This is a genomic window from Streptomyces sp. Wb2n-11 (genome assembly GCF_001049855.1).
In the GTDB taxonomy this organism is placed as follows: domain Bacteria; phylum Actinomycetota; class Actinomycetes; order Streptomycetales; family Streptomycetaceae; genus Streptomyces; species Streptomyces altiplanensis.
In genome coordinates, this window is sequence record NZ_CVPB01000001.1 from 6,413,191 (window position 1) to 6,430,268 (window position 17,078).

Annotated in this window: 16 protein-coding genes; 2 read left to right on the plus strand and 14 right to left on the minus strand. The window is 67.9% G+C overall.

The window, feature by feature from the left end; genetic code table 11:
• Window positions 1-3: 3 nt before the first annotated feature.
• From BN1555_RS29385 to BN1555_RS29415, 9 genes are all read right to left on the minus strand, one after another.
• Complete coding sequence (locus BN1555_RS29385) at window positions 4-1,122, minus strand: JmjC domain-containing protein (RefSeq protein WP_093802174.1); 1,119 nt, start codon at window positions 1,120-1,122, stop codon at window positions 4-6.
• Window position 1,123: 1 nt separating this feature from the next.
• Window positions 1,124-1,798: a TfuA-like protein gene (locus tag BN1555_RS29390; RefSeq protein ID WP_093802175.1), complete on the minus strand. Its 675-nt coding sequence runs from the start codon at window positions 1,796-1,798 to the stop codon at window positions 1,124-1,126.
• Window positions 1,795-3,078: a YcaO-like family protein gene (locus tag BN1555_RS29395; RefSeq protein ID WP_093802176.1), complete on the minus strand. Its 1,284-nt coding sequence runs from the start codon at window positions 3,076-3,078 to the stop codon at window positions 1,795-1,797. Before BN1555_RS29395 ends, BN1555_RS29390 begins: the two co-directional genes overlap by 4 nt.
• Window positions 3,075-4,928, minus strand: a complete 1,854-nt coding sequence (locus BN1555_RS29400) for a S9 family peptidase (protein WP_141662901.1) — start codon at window positions 4,926-4,928, stop codon at window positions 3,075-3,077. Before BN1555_RS29400 ends, BN1555_RS29395 begins: the two co-directional genes overlap by 4 nt.
• A complete protein-coding gene (locus tag BN1555_RS38065; RefSeq protein ID WP_107081111.1) occupies window positions 4,925-5,740 on the minus strand; it encodes a hypothetical protein in 816 nt (271 codons plus the stop codon). Before BN1555_RS38065 ends, BN1555_RS29400 begins: the two co-directional genes overlap by 4 nt.
• On the minus strand, window positions 5,737-6,585 hold the full coding sequence (locus BN1555_RS29405; protein WP_141662902.1) for a JmjC domain-containing protein: 849 nt from the start codon (window positions 6,583-6,585) through the stop codon (window positions 5,737-5,739). Before BN1555_RS29405 ends, BN1555_RS38065 begins: the two co-directional genes overlap by 4 nt.
• A gap of 89 nt (window positions 6,586-6,674) precedes the next feature.
• Window positions 6,675-6,800: a hypothetical protein gene (locus tag BN1555_RS40715; protein ID WP_255306236.1), complete on the minus strand. Its 126-nt coding sequence runs from the start codon at window positions 6,798-6,800 to the stop codon at window positions 6,675-6,677.
• Between the two features lie 102 nt (window positions 6,801-6,902).
• The gene (locus BN1555_RS29410) at window positions 6,903-7,811 is read right to left on the minus strand and encodes a transketolase family protein (protein ID WP_255306237.1); all 909 of its coding nucleotides are present in this window, start codon (window positions 7,809-7,811) and stop codon (window positions 6,903-6,905) included.
• Window positions 7,812-7,835: 24 nt separating this feature from the next.
• Complete coding sequence (locus BN1555_RS29415; protein WP_093802179.1) at window positions 7,836-8,519, minus strand: thiamine pyrophosphate-dependent enzyme; 684 nt, start codon at window positions 8,517-8,519, stop codon at window positions 7,836-7,838.
• Window positions 8,520-8,764: 245 nt separating this feature from the next.
• On the opposite strand from BN1555_RS29415, the gene BN1555_RS29420 reads away from it, so the two are divergent.
• Both BN1555_RS29420 and BN1555_RS29425 read left to right on the plus strand, forming a co-directional pair.
• The gene (locus BN1555_RS29420; protein ID WP_176710159.1) at window positions 8,765-9,985 is read left to right on the plus strand and encodes an MFS transporter; all 1,221 of its coding nucleotides are present in this window, start codon (window positions 8,765-8,767) and stop codon (window positions 9,983-9,985) included.
• A gap of 38 nt (window positions 9,986-10,023) precedes the next feature.
• A complete protein-coding gene (locus BN1555_RS29425) occupies window positions 10,024-10,893 on the plus strand; it encodes a TIGR03621 family F420-dependent LLM class oxidoreductase (RefSeq protein ID WP_176710160.1) in 870 nt (289 codons plus the stop codon).
• A 631-nt stretch (window positions 10,894-11,524) separates the two neighbouring features.
• On the opposite strand, the gene BN1555_RS39180 is transcribed toward BN1555_RS29425, so the two are convergent.
• The 5 genes from BN1555_RS39180 to BN1555_RS29445 all read right to left on the minus strand — a co-directional run bounded on the left by BN1555_RS39180 (window position 11,525) and on the right by BN1555_RS29445 (window position 16,821).
• A complete protein-coding gene (locus BN1555_RS39180) occupies window positions 11,525-11,689 on the minus strand; it encodes a Tn3 family transposase (protein ID WP_176709884.1) in 165 nt (54 codons plus the stop codon).
• Between the two features lie 409 nt (window positions 11,690-12,098).
• The gene (locus BN1555_RS29430; protein WP_093802182.1) at window positions 12,099-14,474 is read right to left on the minus strand and encodes a DNA topoisomerase; all 2,376 of its coding nucleotides are present in this window, start codon (window positions 14,472-14,474) and stop codon (window positions 12,099-12,101) included.
• A gap of 219 nt (window positions 14,475-14,693) precedes the next feature.
• The gene (locus BN1555_RS29435) at window positions 14,694-15,251 is read right to left on the minus strand and encodes a hypothetical protein (protein ID WP_093802183.1); all 558 of its coding nucleotides are present in this window, start codon (window positions 15,249-15,251) and stop codon (window positions 14,694-14,696) included.
• A complete protein-coding gene (locus BN1555_RS29440) occupies window positions 15,248-16,417 on the minus strand; it encodes a hypothetical protein (RefSeq protein ID WP_093802184.1) in 1,170 nt (389 codons plus the stop codon). Before BN1555_RS29440 ends, BN1555_RS29435 begins: the two co-directional genes overlap by 4 nt.
• Complete coding sequence (locus tag BN1555_RS29445) at window positions 16,414-16,821, minus strand: hypothetical protein (protein ID WP_093802185.1); 408 nt, start codon at window positions 16,819-16,821, stop codon at window positions 16,414-16,416. Before BN1555_RS29445 ends, BN1555_RS29440 begins: the two co-directional genes overlap by 4 nt.
• Window positions 16,822-17,078: the final 257 nt, after the last annotated feature.

The following is a 17,078-nucleotide window of genomic DNA, read 5'->3' on the forward strand; positions in this document are numbered from 1 at the left end:
GAGTCAGCGTCCCGGGCAGGGTGCGGCACAGACCAGCCTGGCGTCGACCAGGAGGTCGAGCAGTGTCTGGTCCGCGTCCAGCTCGGACAGGGTGAAGCTGTCGGTCCGGCCCGACACGGCACGCCATAGGGCTTCCTGGCCGGGCTCCAGGGTGATCAGCCGGTCGGCTGTTCGCAACCGGACCCCGTCGGAGTGCAGGACCCCCTCCGGATGGGCGTGGAACCGCACAGCCCGGTCTTTGCCGATCACCGACGACACCGGACGGGCGGGTAGCGGGGCGAACTGATCCAGCCGCGCACCGACCACCCGGGTAGCGACCGTCTCTGGGACCAGCTTGGCGATCATGTCGGCGATTTCTCCCATCGCATCGGTCACCGTGGCCTCGGTGCGCGTACCGTTCCGGAACGCGCCCGGGGGTAGTTCCCGGGCCAGCCCGGGATCACGCAGAACCTCGGCCAACAGGGCGCGCAGCACGGCATCCAGCTTCGTAGCCCAGACGGTGAAGGTCAGGTGCAGGCTCGGCTCCGAACCGCTGCTCCCGCTGTGCCACCATCCCCGAGGTATCCACAGCACGTCACCCTCTGCCAGGACCACCTCCAAGTCGGCCGGGTCCTTCACCGGGTCGTGGTCTGGCGCCCACAGTCGCCACGACTTGCTGCCCGAGACCTGGGTCAGCCAGGCGTGGTAGGGGTCGTGGTGGGCGCCGAAGCCCTGCTCCGTGCGAGGTGTCAGGTAGGCGTTGACAAACACCGGATGCCCGATGTCGGCCGCCAGGCGTCGGCAGGTGTCCGCCAACGGTGGCCAGAACCGCTGCAACCCCTGGAGCACGAGCGTCGCCCCGTCGGCCAGCTCGGCGCCGATCCGGACCGGGTCGGCCAGCCCTTGGACGGCCTGCGACGTGTGCCGTTCCGGCCGGGTCACCAGCTCTGCCGGTACCAACCGGTGGTCCCGGGCCATCCGGAACGCCGGTGCCTGCAGTCCCTGGTCGTTGAGGATCGTGTCCAGCGCCGACCAGGTCAGTGTGGTCCGCAACTCGGAGGCGCTGCCCACCCGGTGGTAGGGCGTGGCGGGCCAATCGTTGGTGAACCAGGTCGGGTCGCCGAGCGCGTTAAGGACGCTCATGTCAGTTCTCCTCTCCGAGTACGGCGCGTACCGCTTCGAGCGCGTCAAGCCGCTTGCGATCCCAGGTGTCCCGGCGGTCTTCGGCCAGTTCCGGTTCGAGGACCTCGACCACGGTGGCCGGCAGCCGCTCCTTCCACCGCCGGAGCAGGAGGGAAGGCCGCCGGTCCCGGAAGTGCAGGCCGTGGGCCACGCGGAGGGCATGTCGGGCGTCTTCGGCGGACAGCTCCGTTCGGCTCAGCAACCAGCGGACGTTCGCCAACGGCACGGTCACGGGGGAGTAGTCCTCCGGGTCGTACAGGAGTGCCACGTCTCCGTCGGACTCGATGGCGCCGGACAGGTACTGCTCGTACACCCAGCCGCTGCCCGTCATGCCCAGGGTCCGGCACTCGACGGCCCGGAGCGCGCCCATCGACGAGGCGCCGGCGAGAGGCTGCCCGGAGGCCAGCACCGAGCGGATCTCGGTGATGCTCACCGCGAGGTTCTGGCCGAACTCGCCGTCCAGGACCAGCACTCGGTCGATGCCGCCGGTATTGACTACCTCGACCAGGTCGAGTCGGCGCACCGGGGGCCGCACGTCTAGGTCGTGCCCCGTCCTCGTGGCGAGTGCCCGCAAATCGACCAGGTCGGCGGGGCGCAGGGAGGGTCCGGTGAACAGGATCGTGCTGGTGCGGGTCATCGCGGGGACCTCGCCAACCCGGCCTCGACCATCATGGCGTGCAGTCTGGTGCCGAGCCGGGCCGGGTCGTTGTGGTGGTTCTCGATGCCGGGCACGATCACTTGGGTCACGGAGAACGGCAGGTCTGGCGGTGCGAGTTCGGTGGCGAACACGAGATCCAATCCGGCCGTCCCGAGTCCGTCGAGAACCAGTCGGAGGTCTCCCTCCACCCTGCCGGTGGTGCTGTTCGGTAGCTCGCCGAAGTCCAGCTCGGACCGGCCAGCGCTCCAGGTGTGCAGCATCTTGCGCATCTCTTCGTAGGAGGCGTGTCGGCGGTGTACCTGGCCGTTTAGGTCCTCGCGAGCTCCGGAGATCACGTTCAGTCGGGACTGCGCGGCTTCGGTGAGTGCTCGGCTGAGCGCCACGGTGGGGTCGGGATGACAGCCGGCGCCGCCGTTGATCAGGAGGCCGTCCTCCGAGTGGGTGTCGTCGGTCGTGACGAAGACGGTCGGTATGCCGATCTCGCTGACGTAGCCGAACAACTGTACCTGAATGCCAGCCCCTTCGAACCGAGCGACGAGTTCCTGCGCTTCGGTTGGCAACGTGCCCGACCTGATCCGGTGGCCGCCCCGCAGCGTCTCGCCGAACGCGGTGCAGTCATGCTCGACAAGTTCCAGCAGGCCGTGCAGCAGTGCCTCGCGCGGGCTGTTGCCCGAGGCCAGACCGATGGTGTTCGAGGAGAACATCCCGTATTCGTCCGGAAACGGGGTGAACACCGCCAGCGCGGGGATGAGTACCTCGGTGTCGGAGCACAACTCGCGCGCCGGCCACCAGGACAGCGGCTGCCGCTCGGTCCAGCGATGGCCGCGCCGGAGAATCAGCCGCCGGGGGTCGAGTGTCGGCCGACCGGCCGCGACGAGTTCGGCGTAGCTGGCGCGGAGCGGCGGTTCGGCGGCCCGGGGCTCGCACCAGGTGCGTTCGATCGCCTCCATCATCGCCGAGACCCGTGCGGCCGTCACGGTCGTGCCCTTGCCACTGGTGACTGTGTTGAGGCCGGGGGCGGCGTCGGGACGGCAACTGTTGAACACCGGGATGCCGAGCACGTCCAGGTCGGTCACGTCGGCGATTCGGGTGATGCCACATCGGTCGAGTACTGCGCCGGCCAGTTCCGCGGTCGCCTCCAGGGTGCGGATCCGCAGCGAAGTGCCGCCCGCGGTGGTCGCGTCGGCCGTGGTCGGCGGGAGCCAGTGCTCGCGGCCGAGGCTGATCCGCGGGGTGAGCGTGGTCGTGGTGGTCGTCATGCTGCCAGCACCTCCGCGCAGGCCGCGCGGACCCAGTCGTACCAGGCGGTCACGTTGGCCGCACGCTCGATGCTGTGACCTTCGTCGGGAAGCAACATGAGCCGTACGTCGACCTTCCTGGTGTCCAGGGCCCGGTACATGGCCCGGGCCTCGCCGACCGGGACGTGCTGGTCCGCGCAGCCGTGCGAGAGCAACACGGTGACTCCCGGATCGATGCCGTCCAGTGCGAGGCTTTCCCTGCGGTATGCCTCGGACTCCTCGACCGGCCCGTACTCCCGAAGCCAGTGCCAGTGCAGGTCGCTGGCGCGGGCCACGGCGGCGAAGTCCGACCAGCCGGCGTGACTGGCGACGAGTCGGATCTCGGGCAACCGGGTGGCCAGGGCCAGGGCGAGGTAGCCGCCGAAGCTGCCGCCCATCGCGGCGACGCGCCGTGCATCCAGGTCAGGCCGCCGGAGCACCGCGCGGACCTGTTCGGCGGCGACCGAGGCCACCTCCGAACTCCACCGACCCCAGCCCCGCTCGACCGTCTCCTGTCCGTACCCCATGGACAGAGGAGGATCAGGCATCAACACGGCGTGGCCCTCCGCGACGAACGGCCACGGATTCCACCGCCACGACCAGTCGACCCAGCTCAACAAGGGGCCGCCATGGCACCAGACGAGTACCGGCAGCGGCTCGGCCGGTTCGTCGGCGGGCAGGCACAGCCAGCTGTGCCACACCGTGCCGTCCTCGGCGAGATGGCTGAGTCGTTCCATGCGTCCGGTCGGCCGGGCGGCGGCCGCCGGGGTCAGCAGGGTGCGCGCGGAGGGTCCGGCCAGGTTCACGGCGACTACTTCGGGGGGCAGGTCCACTCGGGACTGTACGACCAATGCCTCGGCCGCCGTGACGGTGACGGACCCCACGGATCCGGACAGCTCGACCGGCTCGGGACGGTCGCCCTCCGGCAGCACCGTGTACAGACGCCGTCGGCCGTGGTCCTCGCCGACGCAGAGCAGGGTGTGCCCGCACCAAGCCCTCGGCTGGAGCCAGTGCGGGTGACGGGCAGCGGGCCGCAACAGCCGGGAGCCGTCCGACGCCACCAGCACCACGCCCTGGCGCGGTCCGAGTCCCGGAGTGGCCACCCGCTCTGCCGTGCAGGCGAACCAGGAACCGTCCGGGGACGGCACGGCGTCCCGCAGGTCTTCGTCCGGCCACACCGCCTGCGCGGCGGTCGGGTCCGCCACGGGGATGAGCAGCAGGCCGTGACGGCGGTGGCCGCCGGGCAGGAAGCGGACCACGCCGGCCGCGCACCGACTGCCGTCCGGGGTCAGTGACAACAGTCCTGTGAGCCGTTCGTTCGGAGCCAGCGTGACGTCGAGTGGCTCCGGCACCCCGGCTTCGAGGGATGTCAGAAGCAGGCCGAGCACCTCACCGGCGGCCTGGTAGCCGGAGCGCGGCCAGAGGTCGCCGTCCAGGAGGACGGCGGTTCGGTGTGGATCAGCCCGGTCGACGGGCACCCAGGCCGCCGCGACGACCACGGAGCCGCCGGCGGCGTAGGACACCACGTCGCGGCCCGGACTCAGCACGAGTTCCGTCTCGGCGTCGGGCCGGTGCCGGCGCAGGCTCCGACCGTTGCCCGCCTTGGTGTCGGAGAGGAACAGATAGCCGTCGTCGAGCACGGTCACCGCGGAGGCCCCGGCGTAGGCGTGCGCCAGGGTGAGGTCGCCGTCCGGCCCCGGTGCGTAGCCGAGGACGAACGGCACCGGATACGGCCGGTCGGGTCGGGTCATCCTGGCCTCGAGCACCAAGCCGTCCCCGAGCCGGTGCGCGATCTCCGCGCGGACCTGGCCGAGCAAGACGTCCGGTTTCATGTTCGGCCGCCGCAGCGCGGATCGACCGCGGCCCGGTCCACCAGCGCCGCAGGGTCCAGGTCGGCCAGTGCCTTGCCCAGTTCCGTACGCAGCCAAGCGGTCTTCTGAGCCGGCGTGAGGAAGTGGTGGGTCCCAGCGATCTCGGTGGCCGCCGGGCCGTCGAGGAACTCGGCGATCATCAGGCCGGCCAGCTCCGAACCGGTCGGCTCTTCGATGGTCACGGTGAGGTGGAACGATCCGTCCGGGCCGGCCTCGCAGCCGGTGTCCTGCCCACCGGGCAGGTACAGCACATCGCCGGGAACGAGTTCGATCGCTGGGCCGGAGGGCGGCGTCCAGTGCGACTCGCCGTCGAGCTGGAAGTGCAGTGCGTGCTGATCCGTGGTGTGCTCCGAAGAGGCGCTCGCGCCGGGCGGAGTCAGGAAGACCGCCGACCTGGCCCATCCCCGCAGGTCCGCCCGCAACGCGTCCAGCAGGCCGCGGATGCCGACGTGCCAGTCCTCGGGCTGGTTGAGGGTGATCACCCGCCCCGACGCATACTTCGCGCGCACCGCATCCGGATCGGCGTAGGCGGGCAATGCCCGGCCCAACACCTCGCGGGTCGTGGTGATGCCCTGCGCGGTCGCGCCGCCGCCGACCTCGCGGAGCATGCTGAAGTACGGTGCGACCAACAGTCCGCACTCGACCATCTCCCAGGCGGCGGCCCGTACGAGCAGGTCAGGCCCGGCCTCGTACCGGAAGACTTCCGGCCGCCGCGCCCATATCTCGGCGGCGAAGGAGTCGACATCTCCGACGATGTCGGCCAGTAGCGTCATCGGACCGTCCTGTCCCGCATTCGTTCGACGGCCGTGCCGACAAGGGCGTCCGCGTCGGCCGAGTCCAGGTGGTTCAGCAGCGCCTTCGCCACGGCCGCCGCCCGGTCTTCCAGGGGCAGGGCAGGGTCGACCTTCGGCTGTTCGAAGGTCGCCATCAGGGCCCCGGCCAGGTCCCGTGGTGTCGGCTCGGTGATGGTGAAGGTCAGATGCAGGGAAGTGCCGCCCCGGGCGGTGGCCACGTGAGGGAAGCCGTGTGGCAGGTACAGGATGTCGCCGGGTTCCATTACGAAGGTGTGCGAGCGGCTGTCGGCGTCCACGTTCAGCCCCGGACGCGCGTCGATCTGGTCGGGGGCGTCGTAGATCGTCCACTCTTTGGCACCAGCGAGCTGGAGCGCCAGCACGTGTGAGCCGTCCCGGTGGGGGAGCATCCCGGTGTTGTCACAGGGGGTGTAGAAGACGTAGGCCTTAAGTTCGGCGGCGATCCGCGTCTCCAGGGCGCGCATCAGGGTGCGGATCGGAAGGTGCCAGTCTTCGAGCTGGCTGAACTTCATGGTGGCGCCGGCGGCGAGGTGCGACCGGACCCTCTCCGGATCGGCGAACGATCCGACGCGTTGGCCGAGCACGTTCCGGGATCGGGTGAAGTCACCGATCGCGGGCTGGTTGCCCTCGCGCATCAGGGTGAAATAGGGCCAACGCAGGAGGCCGGCGTCGAGCTGGGCCTGGATGGCGTGCTCGTCGATCAGGCCGTCCGGCGGGGCCGCCTTGGGGAACAAGCCGAACTTCTTGTTCCAGTAAGTGCCCAACAGGTCCACGTCGTCGATCAGTCGGACCAGCGGATGTTCCATGACCACAGCCGTCCCTCTTGGTCGGATCCGGACCAACTCTGGGGCCGCCGAAGCGGCTCCCAGAATTGGCTCACCGAAGACCTGTGTTCTTAGGCCTCGTTGATGTTCTCGATGACCATGGGGCGGGAGTGGTCCGAGAGCTCCTCGATTTCCGCGTTGGCTTCCGCGATGAGCAGCTCAGCGTCGGTCGCCCGGAGCTTGTCGTCAAAAGACATGCCGACTCCTTCTGGTTTGAGGCGGTTCCAGCACGTTTGCACCGGATGAAGCATCGACAGTACGTCGATCTGGATCATTCCGATAGGGCATCTGCCCGTCAACTAATGCAAATATCCAAGGAATTCAGCCATGGCTCGGCGCAAACCCGCTACCCCGAGACCGTGTGTGATCGCGTGCTGACGTGGAGTGCCGTAGTGGCGCAACTCGGCCAGGCCCACGCCGAGGGGCAGCGTCCGATGAGCCCGGTCGGGCAGGGCGCGGGCGACCTCGACGGCAGAGGTGCCCGCGAGATAGGGCTCGACGAGTACGACATTGACCTCCGACTGGCCGGCCACCGCGGCCCGCAGCGCCGCCGCGTCGAAGGGCCGGATGGTCGACGCGTACAGCACGGTCACGTCCAGCGGCCCGGTCGCCTCCAGTACGGCGTCGGCCAGCGGTCCGACCGCGATCACGGTGCCTCGCCCGCCCTCGCGCAGCACCCGGAACCCGTTCCCGCCCGGGTGGTAGGCGTTCTCGTTGGCCTGGTTGGACAGGCGGATGTAGACCGGTCCGCTCCCCGCCGCCGCCCGGCGCAGCTGCGCCTCCACCTCGTCGGGATGACCCGGAACGTGGATCGTCCAATCGGGCAGGGTGGCCAGCAGCGCCACGTCTCCGGGGGACTGGTGGGTCCGCCCACCGCTGGCGATGTCGTAGGACCCGCCCGCGCTGACCAGCACCGCGCCCACGTCCTGGTGGTTCAGGTCGAGTTTAATCTGCTCGAACGGTCGCTCGATGAGGAACGGCGCGAAGCTGTGCGCGATGGGTCGCAACCCGGCCAGGGCCAGGCCGCCGGACACGCTGATCAGCAACTGTTCGCGGATGCCCAGATTGATCACCCGATCTGGATGCTCGCCGGAGGCCCGGCCGAACATCTTCGCACTCAGGTCGGCTGTGACCAGCGCGAGGTTCTCGTGTTCGGCGAGCAGCTCGGTCGTGACCTCGACGAACCGCTCTCGCATCTGCCCGGCCATGGCTTCTCCTCCTCGGTTGTGTGGTCAGTGGCTGGGGCTGTACTCGACCTCGGCGACCACCACAGAGGGGCGACCCGGATGAGGTGCGGTGAACGCCGCCTCGAGTGCGGTGTGGTCGCGCCCGTCGACCCGCGCCGTCGCCCAACCCTCCACGGCGAAGCGGGTCTCCAATCCGCCGGGCCAGCCCTGGGTCGCGTTGCCGTTGTCGATCACGACGACGTTGAGCTGCTCGAGCCGACTCCGGCCGGCGTAGGTGATCGCCTCGTGGTTGGAGCCCTCGTCGAGTTCGCCGTCCCCGAGCAGTACCCACAGCCGAGGTGACGTCAGGCCGCGCGCCCGCAGGCCCAGCACGGTGCCTACGGCCAACGGGAGGCCGTGGCCGAGCGACCCGCTGGAGATCTCCACCCCCGGTATGAGCAACCGGTCCGGGTGGTGGCCGAGAGAAGCGTGGTAGGTGCCGAACCGGTCGAACTCGGCCGGATCGAGGAAGCCCTTCGCGGCCAGCACCGCGTAATAGGCCATCGGACCGTGCCCCTTCGACAGGTAGAACCGGTCGCGGTCGTCCGCCATGTCGGGCCCGACCCGCAGCACCCGGTCGTAGAGCACCCAGAGCACATCCAGGGTGGAAGACGCCGCCTCGGCGTGCTTCTCGTCCCCGGTCATCGAAGCCATCAAGCGGTACAGGTCGTCGTAGACCAGCCCTGTCATCACACCACCTACTTCCCCAACTCCGGTCAGAAGCGCGAACATACACGACCGTCGATCTTCACCGGCCGTCACTCACGGACCGCGACGGGATGGCTCAGGGCCACTGCCGGGTCGTCGATCAGTGGTCTAGGGTGGGCGGCCATGAGGCATCGGTGGGTGTACAACGAACGAATACCGCCCGGGGAGACGACGCGGGTGTTCGAGAGGTTGATTCGGCAGGGGAAGGTCCCCGGAGGGCGGATGGCGTGATCACCTCCTTCGTTCGTAGCAACTACGCCTCGCTGCGCGGCCCGGCGGCCCCCCTGGCGGTGCTGCACTTGCTCGACAGCGTCGGCAACGGCCTGTTCCTGGCCAGTTCGACCGTCTACTTCGTCGTGGTCGCCGGGTTGCCCACCGCTCAGGTCGGGATCGGGCTGTCCCTGGCAGGACTCATGGGATTCTTCTCCAGTGTCCTGATGGGGCGGGCAGCCGACAGGTTCGGTGCCCGGCGCATGCTGCTGATCAGCATGTTGGCCCTCGCCGGTGTCTACTGCATGTACCCGATGGTCGACTCGGCGCCCACGTTCTTCGTGGTGGTGGCCCTGGTAGGCGCCCTCGAATGGGGCAGCGGCCCGCTGTTCCACACCTTGGTCATGGATCTGGTCCCGGAAGCCGACCGTGTCACCGCACGGGCCGCGCTCCGTTCGGTGTTCAACGTCGGCTTCTCCGCGGGCGCGCTCATCGCCGCGGGGCTGATCGGCATCGGCGGTGCAGCCATGCAAGCACTGCCGCTCGGCAACGCCCTGTCCTTCGTGCTTGCCGCACTGGTGGTCGCCAGGCTGTCGGTCACCAGCCCCTGGCCGCCACCCGAACGAGCCTCACGGTTCAGGGCGCTGCGTGACGTCCCGTTTCTCGGTGTGATCGGCGTGTCGACTGTGCTCGCCCTCAACGGCACCGTGCTCGCGGTGGGTGTACCGCTGTGGATCCTCAGTGCCGACGGCGTACCGCGCAGCGTGATCCCGCTGGTGTTCATCCTGAACACCGTGCTGGTGGTCCTGTTGCAGGTCCGGGCCGCCCGAGGCTCGGACCACTTGGACGGCGCTGTCGCCGCCGCCCGCCGATCCGGGCTGGTGAGCGCGGCGGCCTGCCTCGTCATGGTTCTCGGTGGTCTCATCGGTTCCTGGGCGACCGTCGGCATCGTGGTGGTCGCCGTCCTGCTGATCACCGCCGGAGAGCTGTGGCAGTCCGCTGGCGCGTTCGGCATCGGCTACGGGCTGGCTCCTGACACCGCCCGAGGTGAATACCTGGGCGCGTTCCACCTCAGGATGGTCGCGCAGGCCACACTCGGCCCGGCTGCGGTGGCCTGGTTCGCGACCGACCTCGCGCCCTACGGCTGGGCGATCGTGGCGGCGGCGCTCCTCGCCGGTGCAGTGCTGATCGGCCCGGCGGTTCGCCGTGCCGAACGCGACCGGGCCATCACCGTCTGAGTCTCCCAACACTCAAGGACAGGACCTGTGCGATGAATATGCGGTTCGGCGTGAGTTTTTGGAAGCTCGAAGACCGGGCCTCCTGGATGGAGAAGTCCCGACGTGCCGAGGACCTCGGCTACCACGTGATCACCGTGCCCGACCACATCGACATGCCATCGCCCTTCCCGGCGTGCGTTCTGGCTGCCGAGGCGACCAGGAGCGTGCGGGTCGGCACGTTCGTGAGCAACACCTCGTTCTACAGCCCGGCACTGTTCGCCCGGGACGTCGTCACTACCGCCCAGCTCACCGGAGGGCGGCTGGAGGTCGGCCTCGGCGCGGGGTGGAAGAAGAAGGAGTTCGACCAGGCCGGAATTCCGTTCGAGGCGGCGGGCAAGCGCGTCGACCGACTCGTCGAGACCCTGGACGAGGTCAACCGGTCCTGGAACGCCGCTCGACCACGCTTCGGCGCCGCGTCCGACCGGCCGCCCCTGATGATTGGCGGAAACGGTGACCGGGTGCTGAGACTGGCTGCCAGGCACGCCGACATCGTGTCGTTCGCCGGCACCGGATTCGACCCGCAGGGTCGGGGGATGCAGTTCCTCACCGATCGACAGATGGACGACCGGGTGGCATTGGTCGATGCGGAACTACGCGCATCTGACCGGGACACCGTGCATCGAAACATCATCGTGCTGCGCACTCAGGTAACGGATGACCGCGCGGCCGCTCGGGAGGACTACTCCCGGTTCCTGCGGGGCACGCTGAGCCCCGAACAGGTCGGCGAACTACCCGCCGTGCTGATCGGGAGTCCGGAACAGATCGCCGAGCAACTCATCACTCGTCGGGAACGGTTCGGGTTCGACTACGTCACCGTGCAGGAGTCGGCACTCGACACCTTCGCTAAGGTGATAGCGCTGCTCCGCTGACGCGGACGCGGAGTCGACCGGCTGCCGTACCAGTCGGCCGGGATCTGCAGGTCGTAGCCCTTGGGGCGGGCGTGTGCGGGGGATGTATCGGGCGGCTGCCTGGTCGCCGAGTGTGATCACACCGCGCTTGGTGAGGGAGGCCAGACGCCGCTGTACCGTCTTGACGTCGCACAGTGGCGATTCGGGCCAGTGTTCGCCGCGACGGGAAGGCGTTGGTGCCGTCAGGATCGGCTTTCTCGGCCAGGCCGGCCAGCAGCATCCTGTCCGTCGTGCTGTTTACGGGGCTGTCGTGCAAGGCCCACAGGATTGGCTCAAGTCCCATGCCGCACCACCACATCCAGGGTGAGCGCGGTGGTGTCGGGGGAGAGGGCCTGTGGCGCCCTCAGGATGTTCCCGCATGAGTTCATGGCTTATCGCCCACTCAGGTCTCTTCGCAAAGATGGATGGCAGCAGCTCTTGCCACGTATTCACACGGTGCGGAGTCATACGACTTCGCAGACCACCATGCCGGGATCGCCGTCGAGCACCTGCTGAAGGCATTCCTCGTCTCCCTGCACCCGAGCCCTTAGCGATCCCAGGCTCTACCAGGGGTTTCCTGTGTCCAATCCGATCCGGAAACAGGAAACAGGTCTCAGACCACTTCGTCGGACGCGGCCTTGTCCCGCAGGGGCCGCAGCCCGCCGGGCAGGTCGGGGAGCTGGAAGGAGTACCCGCCGAGCATGTTGATGTGGTGCCGTACGAACGGGGAGAGGCAGGCGACGTCCTCGTCGCGGACCTCGTGGCCGTCCGTACGCACCGGTCGATACTCGCGGCCCCTGCCAGACAGCCGACGGGGTGCTGGCCGACGCGCACGAAACCGGAGCGGGGGAGGAGCGTCAGATGCGATCCCATCCAGAGGACCCCGGAGCCGTTGCGCGACAACGCGTCGACGTGCAGGCACTCGCCGGGCAGGGCGAGCTGCTTGTTCAACGCCTCCAGAGCCTGGATCTCGCTGCGCGTGCTGCGCCAGATCATCCCAAAGTCGCCCAGCTACACCAACAAGGTGCAGCCTCTCGACGCCAGCGTCAACACTGCGTCGCGCAAGAACCTAGCGTCGCCATGGACATCGCCGATCAGGCCACCCGATCGCCCAACTACACGATTTCGTTCATCGTCCCCATTACATCCTCCTGTTGTCGCTGCTGCTTGTCAGTGCTCGTCCGGCATCAACCGAACGACGGGACGATCTTCTTCTTGCCGCCCTCTTCCTTCCAGGAGATGAGGGCGTCGAAGGTCTTGCCCTTGGCCGAGACGAAGCCCGTACCCTGGATGGTCTTGCCGGCTGCCAGGTCCTTGCGCTGCGTATCGGTGAAGGTCACTTGGCACCAGGACCGAGGCGGCTCGTCCCCGGAGCCGAAGTCCGGGACGATCTTCTTGGCCTTCGCGTCCCAGCTCACCTTGCAGCCGAAGGTCTTGCCCGTCCGCGCGCTCACGAAGTCGTCGATCTCCAGCGCCTGGCCCGCCAGAAGCACCGTGACCTCCGCCGGCGTGAACGTCCGACCAGACCACTTCGTCGGCGTGTCCAGCCCTTCCAGCTGGAACCCGACGAACTTGCGGCCCTTGAAATCGCCGACGCCGAGCGCACCGGTGGCCGTGAAGGGCTTGTCCGCCTTCGACCTCGCCTCGAACGAGATCGTCTCGCCCGCGAGCAGCTTCGTCACCTCGTCATCGCTGAACTCGTGGCCCGACCAGATCTTCTTGAAGGCGACCTTCTTCGGGCCACCTGGAGCGGTCTGCCACACGCCCTCGGCGTGGGCGGCGCCGACCTGCTCCTTCAGTCCCAAGTCAGCGCGCATGGACGCGGCGTTCTTCGTCATCGTGGCGATGTCCTCGCGCACCCAGTCGGCGACGACGGCCAGGCGCTCCTCGGCGGCCGCCGTCCCGGCGGCGATGTCGCGCATGTCGGCGTAGACCTTCTCAGTGAGCCCGAGATCGCCGATGCGCGTGCCCGGCAGGAGCCTCCAACTCATCTCGCCGGCCTGCGCCAGCCTGAGCTTCCGGCCCTTCTCGGTCAGCAGCGGGTACTTCGCCTTGTCGTTGGTGACCTCCGAGTACGTCGAGGTGCGGGTCGCACCTGTACCCACGTCGCGCTTCTCCAGATGCTTCATGAGCCACTTCATCGTCGGGTGCTCGGGGCGCTTGTTCGCGCCCTCGAAGATGAACGGCTCAGCGTTCTGGCCCAGGCCCTTGCCGGACTCGTTCCCGTCGCCCTCGGTGGAGCCGTCTCCGGCGTCCGGATCGAACACAGACCTCCAGCCAGGGCTCCTGGGCACATTGGCGATGCCGACGAAGTCCGGGTACTTCTCCACGTGGCCCTTCTGCTGCTCGTAGAGGTAGTCCTCGGCGAGCATGGCCAGGTAGTTCTTCGCAAGCATCTCGTAGATGAGCCGCCCGGCCTTGCCGTACTTGCGCTCGACCTCGTCCAGCGACGAGGGCACCTTCGGACCCGGACGGTTCGCGCCGTGCGCGCCCTGGGGCTTCACATGCGTGGAACGAGGCTGGCGGTGCGTCAGAAGCCCAGCGTCGACGCCGACCATCGCGGCGATCTTGTCGACCAGCGGCGCGAGGTCCTTGAACTGCTCAGGCGTGATCGTCTTGTCCTCGGTGCGCGGGTACGAGACAACCTGGTCCTCGTACATCTTCTGGTAGGTCGAGAGCGTCAGGTTCGCCTTGACACCCTTACCAACGAGCATCGAAGACAGGGAGGCAAGGTCGAGCAGCTTCGGCGGTGCGGTCTTCTTGTCCGCCCTACTGTCCAGGACGACAGCGGAGGGGCCGTACTGCTGCGGCACCTGGCCCTTCTGGTCGCACCGCGGCTCGTCCGGGTTCGTGTACATGACGTCGTTCTCGTCGCGGAAGCGGTTCTGGAAGAACGGCTTCCTGACGTACGCGTCGTAGGCCTTCTGCTGGTCGCCGACGAGAGAGACCATCGCCGACTTCAGCCGGCCCTGGCGCAGCACGAGGTCCTGGCCGGACTGGCGGCCCATCGCCGTGGCGATACGGGTGAACTGCATCGAGAGGAAGTCCCACTGCGAGCGGTACATCGCCTTGCGGTAATCACCCTCGTCCTGCATGGACTTCACAGGCCGGCGCTGCTCGAAGGCCTTCTGGATCGAGGCCTTCGATTCGTCGGTGAACTCCATGCGGCTGAACCGCTTGCCATGGAAGCCGAGTTCGTCGATCGCCTCCCAGAAAAGCAGATCGCCCTCGCCGGACGGATCCAGGTCCGTGGCGATGACGATTTCGTCGCCGCGGCCGAGCGCGCTGCGCAGCGTCTTGATGACGTCCGCGACGTTCTTCTGCGGATCGCGCTTCCACGAAAGATCCTGCGGGTTCCACGGAAGGTTGCCCAGGTCCCACTTCTGATAGGCGTCCGCGAGCGAGGAGTCCACCATCGCGTGCGGCTGGGCGAACTCATAGAGATGACCCCTCAGGCTCGCCACCTCGTAGGCCGTGCCCTTGTAGCTGCCCTTCGTCCCGCCGAGGGCACTGGCCATGTTCCTTGCTGCACTCGGCTTCTCTGCGACCACGATCGCGACCATGTTGACTCCTTCTCGTCGTTCACTTGGAAACGAGTACGAGCCTACTCGAAAAGGATGTATGAATGAGAGTAAAAAGGAGCCCGGAAAGGATTTGAATGGCGCGAGGGGCATGCGGAGAGAGCCCGGCGCCGGCACGCTGTCCGAGCAATCGCCGCTCGTCGAAAAAAGAGAAGACCCGAGAAGCTGTGCTTCTCGGGGGGCGCCATCTGTCGAGCGCTGTCACCGCCCAGTCGGCAACGCCACGCCGAGCCGGACGCGGTACACCCGCAGCACCTTGCCGAGCATCTCGAGTCCTTCCGGGTGCTTCAGACCTTCCTCCAGCTCCTTCAGTCGGATGGGCCGCACACCGGCCACCTCGGCGACGTGCTTGCGCGTGGCCTGACCCCTGAGCTTGATCAGCAGATCCGGCAGGTCCGCGGTCAGGTCCTCGAACATCCGGAACTTCTCCCGCTCGCCCATGCGCGTGTGGCCGACGTGGATCGCGCCACAGCTCTCTTCGCACCAGTACCAACTCGTCGACGCGTCTTCCCGGAGCTTCGCGGGGATCTCCTGCTCGCTCCGGTAGCGGCGCTTGAAGGCCCACGTCCCTTCGCGCTGTGTCCGGCATCCGCGCGGCGCGTCCTCGGGCCGCGCGGCCGGCGCGGCCATACCCGCACACCGCGGAGTGCAGTACAGGCCGAGGTGCACCGGGTCCTGGGCGCGGAGGCCCAGACCCTTGCCGCACGTCTTGCAGCGCTGCCGGACGGGGAAGAGCTTCTCCTTGCTCGTCGTGGTCATCGAATCGGCCGTCCTTCCCGCTCGCGTTCAAGCTTCGACTGCTTCCTGGTCGCCTCCCGAGCCTTGTCCCGGAGATAGATCGCCTCCCTGTGCGTGATCGGCGCGTCGTGGAGGTTGTGGGAGCCCCGCAGGAAGTTCTCCGTGCGGTCGGCGATGGAGTACGCCAGCGCCTGCTCGATCACCGCGCTCGTGTGGCGCACCTCGCCCAACTCGTCGCGCAGCTTGCGCAGCAACCCGTCCCGCTCGCGTTCAGCGGCCTCGATGTTCGCCAGGCGTGCCACCACGCTGCCCAGCAGTGGGTTGCGAGAGCGGAACAGCTCGACGGCGCGCTCGGTGGCAGGATCGGCATCAAGGTGCAGGTCGAGCTGCGCCAGCAGGAATGCCGTCACCAGCGTGCCCTGGCTCAGCCGCCGGCTGAACTCCCGAGCAGCGCTGTCGCTCACGCCCGGCTCACGGACTGCGGCTGATCGCAGCTGCTCCCGCAGCGCGTTCATGATGCTCTCGGGCAGCGCCTTGATGTGCGGCTGGCTCTGCACGCCGACGAGCCGGAAGCCTGACTGGGGGAGCGTGGCGGTCTCGGCTGTACTGCCCGAGCCCCCCTTCGAGGCCGCGCTCTGCACGGCTTCTTGATGGTCGGTGAGCTGCAGCGATCCGGGCATTACATGCTCGGGTTCATCCGGTGCGGCGACGACGTCATGAGCAGCGACTTCGGCTGTAGCGGCGTCCTCGACGTCCGGTTGTGCCCCGGGGGTCGGAACGGCATCAGCCGCAGGGCCCGCCGGTGCGCCGCCCGGGAGCACCCCGTCAGCGGTGTTCTGTCCGCCGCCGGCACCACCGCGCTGATTGGATCCGCTGGCCCGCTCGGAGTCGTCGGCGTCGGGCTCGTGGTCCGGCTCCAGGTTCGGGCGATCCGCTTCGGCTTCCACATCGAGATCAGCCTGCGGACCTTCAGCCTCGAGTTGAGAGTCGACGTCGCCAGCCTCATCGAACTGCACATCCGGCTCGGGCGTTGCCGCCTCAGGTTCAGGCTGTGCCGCCTGGGCCTGGACACGCTTGAGCTCCTCGCTCCCGCCGCGCCTGTAGGCGTCAAGGAAGGACGTGTCCACCTCCATCACCTCGTTGGTAGGAGTGGTCGCCTCCAGCATCTCTGCGAAATCCCGGCTCATGCGAGCTCACCGTTTTCGTCGTCCAAGAGGTAGTTGTCGCCGCGGGTGAGCCCGATCAGCGAGTCGAAGCCCGTGGTGACGACGCGTTCGAGGTTCGCCGAGTTCTTTGCCAGTGCCGCGACCTGGTCGACGAGCTCGTTGAGCCGCGCGATCTCCAGGGTCGGCAGGTCATAGTCGAGGTTCTCGCGCCGGATCTTCTCGACCACCGCCTCGGCCACGTACTCGTTCACCGAGGAGAACCCGCGCTTGTTGGCCCAGTACTCTGCGCGCTGCTTGTCGTCCGAGCTCAGCCGGACGAACATGCCCTGGCGACCACTACTGCTGCTCTGTGTCGCGCCCGGCGGCTTCTTCTTCGTGCCGCGCACTGGCTGCGTCGCCTTCTCCAACTCCTGTGCCGAAGTCATGTGCGGCTTCTCCTTGCCTAATCTGAATAGTCTATTAGGTCACCTTATCAACGCTAGTAGATAGGTCATTAGTCGCTCTTTGTGCTCCCTCTCGAACGTCAGTAGAGTCGCAGCCGCGCCCAGTCAGTCCCCCCTGGTGGCGCCTCGCCGCAGCAGGTGGCCCTGCTCGATTCCCTTCTCTCGGGCGGGGCCATCTGCTGTGGACCACACCCGCCTTCGCATGACGGCGAGAAGAGAAAAGACCCGGTGCGACATGT

What these genes read in the sequence shown, in the direction of transcription:
- BN1555_RS40715 (WP_255306236.1), bottom strand. Translation starts at nt 6,800, where the DNA reads ATGTCTTTTGACGACAAGCTCCGGGCGACCGACGCTGAGCTGCTCATC.
- BN1555_RS29395 (WP_093802176.1), bottom strand. Translation starts at nt 3,078, where the DNA reads ATGACGACCACCACGACCACGCTCACCCCGCGGATCAGCCTCGGCCGC.
- BN1555_RS29390 (WP_093802175.1), bottom strand. Translation starts at nt 1,798, where the DNA reads ATGACCCGCACCAGCACGATCCTGTTCACCGGACCCTCCCTGCGCCCC.
- BN1555_RS29435 (WP_093802183.1), bottom strand. Translation starts at nt 15,251, where the DNA reads ATGACCACGACGAGCAAGGAGAAGCTCTTCCCCGTCCGGCAGCGCTGC.
- BN1555_RS29430 (WP_093802182.1), bottom strand. Translation starts at nt 14,474, where the DNA reads ATGGTCGCGATCGTGGTCGCAGAGAAGCCGAGTGCAGCAAGGAACATG.
- BN1555_RS29440 (WP_093802184.1), bottom strand. Translation starts at nt 16,417, where the DNA reads ATGAGCCGGGATTTCGCAGAGATGCTGGAGGCGACCACTCCTACCAAC.
- BN1555_RS29400 (WP_141662901.1), bottom strand. Translation starts at nt 4,928, where the DNA reads ATGAAACCGGACGTCTTGCTCGGCCAGGTCCGCGCGGAGATCGCGCAC.
- BN1555_RS29415 (WP_093802179.1), bottom strand. Translation starts at nt 8,519, where the DNA reads ATGACAGGGCTGGTCTACGACGACCTGTACCGCTTGATGGCTTCGATG.
- BN1555_RS29410 (WP_255306237.1), bottom strand. Translation starts at nt 7,811, where the DNA reads ATGGCCGGGCAGATGCGAGAGCGGTTCGTCGAGGTCACGACCGAGCTG.
- BN1555_RS29445 (WP_093802185.1), bottom strand. Translation starts at nt 16,821, where the DNA reads ATGACTTCGGCACAGGAGTTGGAGAAGGCGACGCAGCCAGTGCGCGGC.
- BN1555_RS29425 (WP_176710160.1), top strand. Translation starts at nt 10,024, where the DNA reads ATGCGGTTCGGCGTGAGTTTTTGGAAGCTCGAAGACCGGGCCTCCTGG.
- BN1555_RS29405 (WP_141662902.1), bottom strand. Translation starts at nt 6,585, where the DNA reads ATGGAACATCCGCTGGTCCGACTGATCGACGACGTGGACCTGTTGGGC.
- BN1555_RS38065 (WP_107081111.1), bottom strand. Translation starts at nt 5,740, where the DNA reads ATGACGCTACTGGCCGACATCGTCGGAGATGTCGACTCCTTCGCCGCC.
- BN1555_RS29385 (WP_093802174.1), bottom strand. Translation starts at nt 1,122, where the DNA reads ATGAGCGTCCTTAACGCGCTCGGCGACCCGACCTGGTTCACCAACGAT.